Source organism: Stagnimonas sp. FW305-C-60 (assembly GCF_058782965.1).
This window is the reverse complement of sequence record NZ_JBYSYF010000007.1, coordinates 127422-140076: the sequence shown is the minus strand read 5'-3', so window position 1 is coordinate 140076 and position 12655 is coordinate 127422. Positions and strand designations below refer to the sequence as shown.

Here is a 12655-nt window from a genome sequence, read left to right as displayed (position 1 = left end):
GCGATGGAAGAGCAGGTCCGCTTCGCCATCCGTGAAGGCGGTCGTACCGTCGGCGCCGGCGTGGTGACCAAGATCCTGGCCTAAAGAACCTTTAGTCCGTCGCGAGATGGATTGACAGGTTTTCGAGGGGGCGCGTATCATCGCGCCCCTTTTGGTTTTGCTGGTTTTATTTTTTGGCTGTGATCGTAAGTTGTTGTCGGTTAGCGAGGGCTGCAGGGGGATAGCTCAATTGGTAGAGCGTCGGTCTCCAAAACCGAAGGTTGGGGGTTCGAAGCCCTCTCTCCCTGCCATTCGCAACTGGTAAATGGCTGGATCATGGTTCATCACCGGGTGTCATGATGGAATCCCAAGCCCTTGAGGCTGGTTCTCCCCGCAAAGATCAGGCTTTGTTGGCGCTCGCCGCCATCCTGTTCGTTGGCGGGCTGTTCGCCTTCTACTACTTTGAAGCCGAACTGCCGGCGGTAGTCCGGGTGCTGCTGCTGCTGGCCGCGCTGGGCGCGGCGGCTGCCGTGGGTTATCGCACCTCGACGGGGCAGGCGGTATGGGCTGCCATCGCGGGTGCCCGCACCGAGCTGCGCAAGGTGGTCTGGCCGACACGCCAGGAAAGTGTGCAGACCACCCTGATGATTGCGGTGGTGGTGCTGATCATGTCTTTGCTGATGTGGGGGCTCGATGGTGTGCTCCTGTACGGTGTTGAAAAACTCACGGGACGGGGCTAGGTCATGACCATGCGTTGGTACGTTGTGCATGCGTACGCCCAGTACGAAAACAGTGTTGCCAAGGCGCTCAAGGAGCGTATCGGCCGCGCCGGTCTGAACGAGCAGTTTGGTGAAATCCTGGTGCCGACCGAAGAAGTGGTCGAAATCAAGGATGGCCAGAAGCGCACCACCGAGCGCAAGTTCTTCCCCGGCTATGTCTTCGTCAATATGGAAATGAACGAAGACACCTGGCATCTGGTCAAGTCCACGCCGAAGGTGCTGGGCTTCATCGGCGGTACGGCGGAAAAGCCGGCGCCGATCTCCGACAAGGAGGCCAATGCCATTCTCAACCGCGTGGAAGAAGCGGTGGAGCGTCCCAAGCCCAAGACCCTGTTCGAGCCGGGTCAGCAGGTGCGGGTCAACGATGGTCCGTTTGCCGATTTCACCGGTGTGGTCGAAGAGGTCAACTACGACAAGAACCGCCTGCGTGTGGCGGTGCTGATCTTTGGTCGTTCGACACCGGTGGAGCTGGAGTTCTCGCAGGTCGAGAAGACTTAAAAAGTGTGACCCTGTGACGGTCGTGGGGGCCGTTTCGGGGAGGTTGTCGGGAACATAACTAACGGAGCTGTCTATGGCCAGAAAGGTACAGGGGGTCGTTTCGCTGATTTTGGGGGCTGGAACCGCTGAACTGACCGAGGCTCTCGGTCCTGCCCTAGGAGCATTTGGTATCAACGTCGAGGCATTCGTGAAGGACTTCAACGCGGCCACGGCCAGCTGGCCGGTGGGGACGCTGCTGCAGTCCACGATCACGGTGTACGACGACCACTCCTACACCTTTGTCACGGTGCCGCTGCTGTAAGGCAACAGTTTTCTCCCTCTGCGTCTGCCAAGGCGCAGGGGGTTTTCACAGGGGAGCCGCCAGTGCAGAGCTGGGGCGTTCGCACCCAAACCAGGAGCGTTAGATGGCCAAGAAAGTACAGGGCTACGTCAAGCTGCAAGTGCCAGCGGGCAAAGCCAATCCCTCTCCCCCGATCGGTCCCGCGCTGGGCTCGCAGGGCGTCAACATCATGGCGTTCTGCAAAGAGTTCAATGCCGCCACCCAGAAGCTGGAAGTGGGCATGCCGATTCCGGTGGTGATCACCGTTTATTCGGACAAATCCTTCACCTTCGTGATGAAGACGCCGCCGGCGACCTTCTTCATCAAGAAGGCGCTCGGCCTGGAGTCCGGTTCCTCGAACCCGAACACCAAGAAGGTCGGCAAGATTTCCCGTGGTCAGCTGGAAGAGATCGCCAAGGCCAAGTGGCCCGACCTCAACGCCGCCGATATGGATGCTGCTGTGCGCACCATCGCCGGTTCCGCCCGCAGCATGGGCGTCGATTCCGAGCTGAAGTAAGGGGAAGACCATGAAGCAGACCAAGCGCGAAAAGCTGTTCGCCACAAAGGTGCAGCCCGGCAAGAGCTACCCCGTTGAGCAGGCCCTCGACATCCTCAAGCAGTGCTCCACCGCCAAGTTCAAGGAATCGGTCGACATCGCCGTCAACCTCGGCATCGACCCCAAGAAGTCCGACCAGAACGTCCGCGGCTCCACCGTGCTGCCGCACGGCAATGGCAAGTCGGTGCGAGTGGCCGTGTTCACCCAGGGTGCCAAGGCTCAGGAAGCCCGTGACGCCGGTGCCGATGCCGTCGGTATGGACGATCTCGCTGCCGCCATGAAGGGTGGCGACCTGAACTATCAGGTGGTGATCGCCTCGCCGGACGCGATGCGCGTCGTCGGTTCCCTCGGTCAGGTGCTGGGCCCGCGTGGCCTGATGCCGAACCCGAAGACCGGCACCGTCACTCCGGATGTGGCTGGCGCCGTGCGCAATGCCAAGGCTGGTATGGCCAAGTTCCGCGCCGACAAGGCCGGCATCCTGCACGCCTCGGTGGGTTCCGCCGACTTCGAGAAGTCGAAGCTGGTCGAGAACCTGCTGGCGGTGGTGCGCGATATCCGCAAGGCCAAGCCGGCTTCGGCGAAGGGCGTCTACCTCAAGAAGCTGACGCTCTCCACCACCATGGGCCCCGGCATCGTCGTCGATCTGTCGAGCCTGCCGGAATAAGGCGCAGCATTCGCGGCGCCGGTGATAACGACCGGCGCCGTACCCAGAACTTTGTTGTGTGGCTCCAAGCCACATCATCAAAGACCGTCAGTGCCCCAGGGCGTTGTTGGCCCAAAGGCTTAAAGGCTGAAACGCCGCTGCCGCAGATGGTGTGACCCGAACGCCGCCACAAGCGGAAGAAGGAAGCACCGAAAGGCCGGAGGAGTCCACAGCCGTGGACGAATCCGATTTCGTAGTTAGCACCAGGAGTTAAACAAGTCCCATGCCGCTCAAGCTGGAAGACAAGAAGGTCCTGGTTGCGGAAGTCAACGACGTCGCCCAGCGCGCGCTCTCGGCGGTTGCCGCCGAGTACCGCGGCCTGACGGCCGGCAAGTTCGATGCCCTGCGCAGCAAGGCCCGTGAGAACGGGATCTACCTGCACGTGGTGAAGAACACGCTGGCCCGCAAGGCGGTTGAAGGTACTCCGTTCGAGTGCCTGATCCCGGCGCTGGTCGGTCCGTTGGTGCTCGGTTTCTCGCTCGAGGATCCGGGTGCTGTCGGCCGCGTCATCAAGGACTTCGCCAAGGAAAACGACAAGCTGGTCGTGAAAGCGCTGGCCGTCGGCGGAACGCTGTACCCCGCCTCGGACATCGACCGCCTCGCCTCGCTGCCCACCAAGGATCAGGCCATCGCCCTGCTCCTGGGCACGATGAAGGCCCCGATCGGCAGCTTCGTCCGCACCCTGGCCGAGCCCACCGCCAAGTTTGTCCGCACGGTTCAGGCCGTCGCCGACAAGCAAGGCGAGTAAGGACTCTCCGCATCCTCTCCGCAGTACCCAACAAACCACTTTTGGAGTTTCAAAATGTCCCTCAGCAATCAGGAAATCCTTGACGCGATCGCCGCCAAGTCCGTCATGGACATCGTCGAGCTGGTCAAGATGATGGAAGAGAAGTTCGGCGTGTCCGCCGCCGCTGTCGCCGTGGCCGCTGGCCCGGCCGCCGGTGCCGCCGCCGCTGCCCCGGTGGAAGAGAAGACCGAGTTCACGGTCGTCCTCTCCGGCATCGACGCCGCCAAGAAGGTCAACGTGATCAAGGTTGTCCGCGAGATCACCGGCCTCGGCCTGAAGGAAGCCAAGGACCTCGTCGAAGGCGCCCCGCAGACCGTGAAGGATGGCGTCAACAAGGCCGACGCCGAAGCCATGAAGAAGAAGCTGGAAGAAGCCGGCGCCAAGGTCGACGTCAAGTAAGACCTTGCACCGACTCGCTAGCTGCGATTCAAGCAAAAGGCTGGGGGCTGCAATGCCCCCGGCCTCTTGCCGTTTTTGCCGTTCCCCAAATTGTTGTTGGTAGTACCTGAAGAAATTCGGTGGTTTGTGGTCTGACTTTCCCCCAGAGCGCAAACCACCGCATTGCTGACGGTGCGGATTGATTCATTAGACGAGGATTACGACCGATGGCCTACTCGTTCACCGAGAAAAAGCGCATCCGCAAGGATTTCCGCAAGCAGACGGAGACGATGGAAGTCCCCTTCCTGCTCACCACCCAGATTGACTCCTACCGGGAGTATCTGCAGGCCGAGACGCAGCCTTCCAAGCGCAAGGACATTGGCCTGCAGGCGGCGTTCAAGTCGGTGTTCCCGATGAACGCCTACAACGGCTCCGCTGCCCTGGAGTTCGTGAAGTACCGCTTGGAAGAGCCGATCTTCGAAGAGAAGGAATGCCGCATCCGTGGCCTCACCTACTCCGCACCGCTGAAGGTCACCACCCGCCTGGTGATCTTCGACCGCGAGTCGAAGGAAAAGAAGGTGAAGGACGTCCGTGAGCAGGAGGTCTACATGGGCGAAGTGCCGCTCATGACCGACAACGGCACCTTCATCATCAATGGCACCGAGCGCGTCATCGTCAGCCAGCTGCACCGTTCGCCGGGTGTGTTCTTCGACCACGACCGTGGCAAGACGCACTCTTCCGGCAAGCTGCTGTACAGCGCCCGCATCATTCCGTACCGCGGCTCCTGGCTGGACTTCGAGTTCGATCCCAAGGACAACCTGTTCGTGCGTATCGACCGCCGCCGCAAGCTGCCGGCGACGATCCTGCTGCGCGCGCTGTCCTTCGACAACCAGAAGATGCTCGAGACCTTCCACGAGCAGAACCGCTTCACGCTGACTCCCGAAGGCGCCGATCTGACCCTGGTCGCCGAGCGTCTACGTGGCGAAACCGCGCAGTTCGACATCGTCGCCAAGGGCAAGGTGCTGGTGGAGGAGGGCAAGCGCATCACCGCCCGCCACATCAAGCTGATCATCGAAGCCGGTCTGAAGAGCCTGGCGGTGCCGGACAGCTACCTGCTCGACAAGATCGTCTCCCACGACGTCATCCACCCGGACACCGGCGAAGTGCTGGCCGCCGCCAACAGCGAGCTGAAGCAGGATCTGCTGAACAGCTTCCGCAGCGCCGGCATCAAGGAACTGCGCACCCTCTACGTCAACGATCTCGACAAGGGTCCGTACGTTTCCACCACGCTGCAGATCGATCCGACCAAGACCCGCCTGGAAGCGCTGGTCGAAATCTATCGCATGATGCGCCCCGGCGAGCCGCCGACCAAGGACGCTGCCGAAACCCTGTTCGCCGGCCTGTTCTTCAGCGCCGACCGCTACGACCTCTCGGCCGTCGGCCGCATGAAGTTCAACCGTCGTCTGCGTCGCGACTCCGTGACCGGCCCGGGCGTGCTCGATACCGAGGACATCCTGGCGGTCATGAAGGAGATCATCGCCATCCGCAACGGCGAAGGTCAGACCGACGATATCGACCACCTCGGCAACCGCCGCATCCGCGCGGTGGGCGAAATGACCGAGAACGTCTTCCGTACCGGCCTGGTGCGCGTCGAGCGTGCGGTGCGCGAGCGCCTGGCGCTCGCGGAAGCCGACAACCTGACTCCGCAGGATCTGATCAACGCCAAACCGGTGGGCGCCGCGATCAAGGAATTCTTCGGCAGTAGCCAGCTGTCGCAGTTCATGGACCAGAACAACCCGCTGTCGGAGGTCACGCACAAGCGTCGCGTGTCCGCCCTCGGTCCGGGCGGTCTGACCCGCGAGCGCGCCGGCTTCGAAGTCCGCGACGTGCACACCACCCACTACGGCCGCGTCTGCCCGATTGAAACGCCGGAAGGCCCGAACATCGGTCTGATCAACTCGCTGGCCTGCTACGCGCGCACCAACGAGTACGGCTTCCTGGAAACCCCCTACCGCCGGGTCACCGACGGCAAGGTCACCGACCAGATCGACTACCTGTCGGCGATCGAGGAAGGCCGCTACGTCATTGCCCAGGCCAACTCCGAGCTGGACAAGAGCAGCAAGCTGACTTCCGAACTGGTGTCGGTGCGCTTCCAGAACGAATTCACCATGATGACGCCCGACAAGGTCCAGTACATGGACGTGTCGCCGCGCCAGATCGTGTCGGTCGCCGCCGCGCTGATTCCCTTCCTGGAACACGACGACGCCAACCGCGCGCTGATGGGTTCGAACATGCAGCGTCAGGCGGTTCCGACGCTGCGTGCCGACAAGCCGCTGGTCGGCACCGGCATGGAAAAGCGCGTCGCCGTCGACTCCGGCAATGCCATCGTTGCCAAGCGTGGCGGCGTGGTCGACAAGGTCGACGCCGGCCGCGTGGTGATTCGTGTCAACGACGAGGAAACCATCGCTGGCGAAGCCGGCGTGGACATCTACAACCTCGTCAAGTACACCCGCTCCAACCAGACCACCTGTATCAACCAGCGCCCGATCGTGAAGCCGGGCGAGATGGTGGCGCGTGGCGACGTGATCGCCGACGGCCCGTCCACCGATCTCGGTGAGCTGGCGCTGGGCCAGAACATGCTGATCGCGTTCATGCCCTGGAACGGCTACAACTTCGAAGACTCCATCCTGCTCTCCGAGCGCGTGGTGGAAGAGGATCGCTTCACCACGATCCACATCGAAGAGCTCACCTGCGTGGCGCGCGAGACCAAGCTGGGTTCGGAGGAAATCACTGCCGACATCCCCAACGTCAACGAGTCGGCCCTGCGCCGCCTCGACGAGTCGGGCATCGTCTACATCGGCGCCGAAGTGAAGGCCGGCGACATCCTGGTCGGCAAGGTCACGCCCAAGGGCGAGACCCAGCTGACTCCGGAAGAAAAGCTGCTGCGCGCGATCTTCGGCGAGAAGGCCTCGGACGTGAAGGACACCTCGCTGAAGGTGCCGGCCGGCACCGACGGCACGGTGATCGACGTGCGTGTGTTCACCCGCGAAGGCGTGAAGAAGGACAAGCGCGCGCTCGCCATCGAGGAAGCCGAACTGGCCTCGGTCCGCAAGGACTTGAACGACCAGATGCGCATCTTCGAGGAAGACATCTACGACCGCGTGCGTCGCCTGCTGACCGGTAAGGTCGCCGACGGCGGTCCGATGAAGCTGAAGAAGGGCACGGTTATCGACAGCGCCTATCTCGACGGCCTCGAGCGTGAGAAGTTCTTCGAAGTGCGCCTGGCCGACGACCTCGCCCAGGAACAGCTGGAAGCCGCCGCCAAGCAGTTGAAGGAAATGCGCGTCGAGTTCGACAAGCGCTTCGACTCCAAGAAGCGCAAGATCCAGCAGGGCGACGAGCTGCAGCCCGGCGTGCTGAAGATGGTCAAGGTTTACCTCGCCGTGCGCCGCCGCATCCAGCCGGGCGACAAGATGGCCGGCCGTCACGGCAACAAGGGCGTGGTCTCGATGATCGTGCCGGTGGAAGACATGCCGCATCTGCCGGACGGCACCCCGGTCGACATCGTGCTCAATCCGCTGGGCGTGCCTTCGCGCATGAACATCGGTCAGCTGCTCGAAGTCCACCTCGGTTGGGCCGCGCGTGGCCTGGGCCACAAGATCGACGAGATGATCCGCCAGCAGAAGGCGGTCGCAGAACTGCGCAAGTTCCTCGGCAAGATCTACTCGCTGGGTCGTGGCGTCGGCGCCAATCTCGACGAGCTGAACGACGCCGAGATCGTCACCCTCTCGCACAACCTGGTGAAGGGCGTGCCGATGGCGACTCCGGTGTTCGACGGCGCCGCCGAGAGCGAGATCAAGGATCTGCTCGAACTCGCCGGCCTGCCGCGCACCGGTCAGGCGCAGCTCACCGATGGCCGCACCGGCGAGCAGTTCGCCCGCCAGGTCACCGTCGGCTACATGTACATGCTCAAGCTCAACCACCTCGTCGACGACAAGATGCACGCGCGTTCGACCGGTCCGTACTCCCTGGTCACCCAGCAGCCGCTGGGCGGCAAGGCGCAGTTCGGCGGTCAGCGCTTCGGCGAAATGGAAGTCTGGGCGCTGGAAGCCTACGGCGCGGCCTACACGCTGCAGGAAATGCTCACGGTCAAGTCCGACGACACCAATGGTCGCACCAAGATGTACAAGAACATCGTGGATGGCGATCACAAGATGACGGCGGGCATGCCGGAGTCCTTCAACGTGCTGGTGAAGGAAATCCGCTCGATCGGCTTGAACATCGAGCTGGAACAGAACCAATAGCCGTTTGCCGGTGGCGTCTAGACGCCACCGGGGGCCCCGGATACGAATCAGGAGTAAGTCATGAAAGACCTTTTCAATTTCATCAAGCCGCCGGAAGAGTTCGAGGACTTCGACGCCATCAAGATCGGCCTGTCGTCACCGGAAACGGTGCGCAGCTGGTCCTTCGGCGAAGTGAAGAAGCCGGAAACCATCAACTACCGCACCTTCAAGCCCGAGCGTGACGGCCTGTTCTGCGCCAAGATCTTCGGACCGATCAAGGACTACGAGTGCCTTTGCGGCAAGTACAAGCGCCTCAAGCACCGCGGCGTGGTCTGCGAGAAGTGCGGCGTCGAAGTCACCGTCGCCAAGGTGCGCCGCGAGCGCATGGGCCACATCGAGCTCGCGAGCCCGGTCGCCCACATCTGGTTTCTGAAGTCGCTGCCCAGCCGCATTGGTCTCTTGCTCGACATGCCGCTGCGCGCCATCGAGCGGGTGCTGTACTTCGAAGCCCACATGGTCGTCGACCCGGGCATGACCCCGCTGGAAAAGGGTCAGCTGTTGACCGAAGAGGACTACCTCGAAGCGGTCGAGAAGTACGGTGACGACTTCGATGCCCGCATGGGGGCCGAGGCTGTGCACGACCTGCTCAAGCACATGAACCTGGAGGCCGAGACCCTCAAGCTGCGCGAGGACATCGCCGCCACCGGTTCCGACACCAAGATCAAGAAGCTCGGCAAGCGCCTGAAGCTGATCGAATACCTCATCAGCTCCAAGAACAAGCCGGAGTGGATGGTGTTCACGGTGCTGCCGGTGCTGCCGCCGGACCTGCGCCCGCTGGTGCCGCTGGACGGCGGCCGCTTCGCGACCTCCGACCTCAACGACCTGTACCGCCGCGTCATCAACCGCAACAACCGCTTGAAGCGCTTGTTGGAGCTGACCGCGCCGGACATCATCGTGCGCAACGAAAAGCGCATGCTGCAGGAATCTGTTGACGCCCTGATCGACAACGGCCGTCGTGGCCGCGCGATCACCGGCACCAACAAGCGCGCCCTCAAGTCGCTCGCCGACATGATCAAGGGCAAGCAGGGCCGCTTCCGCCAGAACCTGCTCGGCAAGCGCGTCGACTACTCCGGCCGTTCGGTCATCGTGGTCGGCCCGACGCTTAAATTGCACCAGTGCGGTCTGCCCAAGAAGATGGCGCTGGAACTGTTCAAGCCCTTCGTGTTCAGCCGCCTGCAGCGCCTGGGCATCGCCACCACCATCAAGGCGGCGAAGAAGATGGTGGAGCGCGAGGAGCCGGCGGTTTGGGACGCGCTGGAAGAGTGCATCAAGGAGCATCCGGTTCTGTTGAACCGCGCACCGACCCTGCACCGTCTGGGCATCCAGGCTTTCGAACCGATCCTGATCGAAGGCAAGGCCATCAACCTGCATCCGCTCGTTTGCACGGCGTTCAACGCCGACTTCGACGGTGACCAGATGGCCGTGCACGTTCCGCTGAGCCTCGAAGCCCAGCTGGAAGCGCGCGTGCTGATGATGGCGACCAACAACATCCTGTCGCCGGCCAACGGCCAGCCGATCATCGTCCCCTCGCAGGACGTGGTGCTCGGTCTGTACTGGATGACCCGTGAGCGTCTCGCCGCCAAGGGCGACGGCATGATCTTCACCGACCTGGCCGAAGTCCATCGCGCCTACGAGAACGGCGTGGTCGATCTGCAGGCCAAGATCAAGGTGCGCTTGCAGGACTACGACGAGGCCCAGGGCATCCGGGTGCTCCGTCTGATCGAGACCACCACCGGCCGCGCGCTGCTGTCGGAAGTGCTGCCCGAGAAGATCCCGTTCAGCGTCATCAACAAGACCCTGACCAAGAAGGAAGTCGGCCGCGTGCTCGACGCGGTGTACCGCCGCGCCGGCGCCAAGGACACCGTGGTGTTCGCCGACCAGTTCATGTACGCCGGCTTCCGCATGTCCACCCGTTCGGGCATCTCCTTCTGCATCGATGACATCATCGTGCCGGACGAGAAGGCCAAGCTGCTGGAGGTCGCCGAGGACAAGGTCAAGGAAATCGACAACCAGTACCAGCAGGGCCTGACCACCCAGACCGAGCGTTACAACCAGGTGGTCGACATCTGGTCGAAGTGCAACGACGACGTCGCCAAGGCGATGATGGCGCGCATCGGCAAGGAAAAGGTCACCCTCAAGGACGGCACCCAGGCCGAGCAGCCGAGCTTCAACTCGGTGTTCATGATGGCGGACTCCGGCGCGCGTGGTAGCGCCGCCCAGATCCGTCAGCTGGCCGGTATGCGCGGCCTGATGGCCAAGCCCGACGGCTCGATCATCGAGACGCCGATCACTGCCAACTTCCGCGAAGGCCTCAACGTTCTGCAGTACTTCATCTCCACCCACGGTGCCCGTAAGGGCCTGTCGGATACGGCCTTGAAGACCGCGAACTCCGGCTACCTGACCCGCCGTCTGGTCGACGTCGCGCAGGACGTGGTGATCACCAGCCAGGATTGCGGCACCGAACACGGTCTGCTGATGACCCCGGTGGTCGAAGGTGGTGACGTGCTGGAACCGCTGCGCGACCGCGTGCTGGGTCGTACAGCGCTCAAGGACGTCACCAAGCCCGGCACCGAGGAAGTGATCGTCGACGAAGGCAGCCTGATCGACGAGAAGACCGCCGACCTGCTCGACAAGCACGGTGTCGACGAGATCTGGGTGCGCAGCTCCATCACCTGCGAAATGCCCTTCGGCGTCTGCGCCAAGTGCTACGGCCGCGACCTCGCGCGCGGTCATCAGGTGAACATCGGCGAAGCGGTCGGCGTCATCGCCGCGCAGTCGATCGGTGAGCCGGGCACCCAGCTGACCATGCGTACCTTCCACGTCGGTGGCGCGGCTTCCCGTGCCGCGGCTGCGGACGGTGTCGATGCGCGTGCCGCCGGTACCATCCGCGAGCACAACGTCAAGACCGTGCGTCACCGTGACGGCCATCGCGTGGCGGTGTCGCGTACCGGCGAACTGGGCGTGATCGACGCCCAGGGCCGCGAGCGCGAGCGCTACAAGATGCCTTACGGCGCCACCATCATGGTCAAGGATGGCGATGCCATCAAGGCTGGCCAGCGTCTGGCCAAGTGGGACGCCCACACCCACCCGATCGTCACCGAAATCGCCGGTCGCGTGCGCTTCAAGGACTTCGAGGACGGCATCACCGTCACCCGCGAGACCGACGACATCACCGGCATGTCCACGCTGGTCATCACCGAGCCCAAGACCCGTGGCTCGGCCGGTAAGGACCTGAAGCCGGTCATCGAGCTGCTCGACGTGAACACCGGCAAGCCGCTGATGTTCCCGGGCACCGAGATTCCGGCTGCCTACGCGCTGCCGCCCAAGGCCATCGTCAGCATCGAGGACGACGGCGAAGTGGGCGTCGGCGACGTCATCGCCCGTCTGCCGCAGGAATCCGCCAAGTCGCGCGACATCACCGGCGGTCTGCCGCGCGTCGCCGACTTGTTCGAAGCGCGCAAGCCGAAGGACCCGGCGGTGCTGGCGGAAGCCAGCGGCACCATCAAGTTCGGCGCGCCCACCAAGGGCAAGCAGCGCATCAAGGTGGTGCTGGCCGATGGCGAGGAAGTCGAGCAGCTGGTGCCGAAGTGGACGCAGATCACCGTGTTTGAAGGTGAGCACGTCGAGCGCGGCGAGCAGATTTCCGACGGCGAGCCGAGCCCGCACGACATCCTGCGTCTGCAGGGCGTCACCGCTCTCGCCAACTACCTGGTGAAGGAAATCCAGGACGTGTATCGCCTGCAGGGTGTGCGCATCAACGACAAGCACATCGAGACGATCATCCGTCAGATGCTCCGCAAGGTGGAGATCACCGAAACCGGTGACACCCGCTTCCTGCAGGGCGAGCAGGCGGAAATCTTCCACGTGCTGTCCGAAAACCGGAAGGTCAAGGGCAAGAACGAGCGTCCGGCGAAGTTCGACCGTCAGCTGCTGGGCATCACCAAGGCCAGCTTGTCGACCGAGAGCTTCATCTCCGCCGCTTCGTTCCAGGAAACCACCCGCGTGCTCACCGAGGCCTCCGTCCGCGGCAGCCGCGACGAGCTGCGTGGCCTGAAGGAGAACGTGATCGTCGGTCGTCTGATCCCGGCCGGCACCGGTCTAGCGCACCACGAGCAGCGTCGCCGCATGCGCGGTGGCAGCCTGCTCGAGGATCTGCAGACCGCGCGCAATTCGACGCCGATCACCGACATCTTCACCGCCGAGCGCGGCGAAGCGCGGGATACCGACGACGCCGATGACGAGGCCGAGGCGGGCTCCGAAGAGTAGTCGTAAGTTGTCAGTGCAAAAAGGCCGGGCTTAGCCCGGCCTTTTTG

10 protein-coding genes and 1 tRNA gene are annotated in these 12655 nt (G+C 63.1%); all 11 read left to right on the top strand.

All coding sequences use genetic code 11. The annotated features are described in order from the left end of the window. A partial coding sequence (locus tag AC3WT6_RS16140; protein WP_492654633.1) for an EF-Tu C-terminal domain-related protein occupies positions 1–84 on the top strand: 84 nt, incomplete at its 5' end. A gap of 130 nt (positions 85–214) precedes the next feature. Beyond that, positions 215–290: transfer RNA gene (locus AC3WT6_RS16135), tRNA-Trp, on the top strand. A 48-nt stretch (positions 291–338) separates the two neighbouring features. Then, a complete protein-coding gene (gene secE, locus AC3WT6_RS16130) occupies positions 339–719 on the top strand; it encodes a preprotein translocase subunit SecE (RefSeq protein WP_492654630.1) in 381 nt (126 codons plus the stop codon). 3 nt (positions 720–722) lie between these two features. After that, on the top strand, positions 723–1256 hold the full coding sequence (gene nusG / locus AC3WT6_RS16125; protein ID WP_492654629.1) for a transcription termination/antitermination protein NusG: 534 nt from the start codon (positions 723–725) through the stop codon (positions 1254–1256). A 73-nt stretch (positions 1257–1329) separates the two neighbouring features. After that, positions 1330–1557 carry an uL11 family ribosomal protein gene (locus tag AC3WT6_RS16120; protein WP_492654628.1) on the top strand — a complete coding sequence of 76 codons (228 nt, stop codon included), beginning with the start codon at positions 1330–1332 and terminating at the stop codon, positions 1555–1557. Between the two features lie 103 nt (positions 1558–1660). Beyond that, positions 1661–2092: a 50S ribosomal protein L11 gene (gene rplK / locus AC3WT6_RS16115; protein WP_492654627.1), complete on the top strand. Its 432-nt coding sequence runs from the start codon at positions 1661–1663 to the stop codon at positions 2090–2092. 10 nt (positions 2093–2102) lie between these two features. Next, positions 2103–2795, top strand: a complete 693-nt coding sequence (gene rplA / locus AC3WT6_RS16110) for a 50S ribosomal protein L1 (RefSeq protein WP_492654626.1) — start codon at positions 2103–2105, stop codon at positions 2793–2795. 262 nt (positions 2796–3057) lie between these two features. Further along, a complete protein-coding gene (gene rplJ, locus AC3WT6_RS16105) occupies positions 3058–3582 on the top strand; it encodes a 50S ribosomal protein L10 (RefSeq protein ID WP_492654625.1) in 525 nt (174 codons plus the stop codon). A 54-nt stretch (positions 3583–3636) separates the two neighbouring features. Further along, the gene (gene rplL, locus AC3WT6_RS16100) at positions 3637–4020 is read left to right on the top strand and encodes a 50S ribosomal protein L7/L12 (protein ID WP_492654624.1); all 384 of its coding nucleotides are present in this window, start codon (positions 3637–3639) and stop codon (positions 4018–4020) included. 206 nt (positions 4021–4226) lie between these two features. Further along, positions 4227–8303, top strand: a complete 4077-nt coding sequence (gene rpoB / locus AC3WT6_RS16095) for a DNA-directed RNA polymerase subunit beta (RefSeq protein WP_492654623.1) — start codon at positions 4227–4229, stop codon at positions 8301–8303. Positions 8304–8363: 60 nt separating this feature from the next. Then, positions 8364–12608 carry a DNA-directed RNA polymerase subunit beta' gene (gene rpoC, locus AC3WT6_RS16090; RefSeq protein WP_492654622.1) on the top strand — a complete coding sequence of 1415 codons (4245 nt, stop codon included), beginning with the start codon at positions 8364–8366 and terminating at the stop codon, positions 12606–12608. Positions 12609–12655 lie beyond the last annotated feature (47 nt).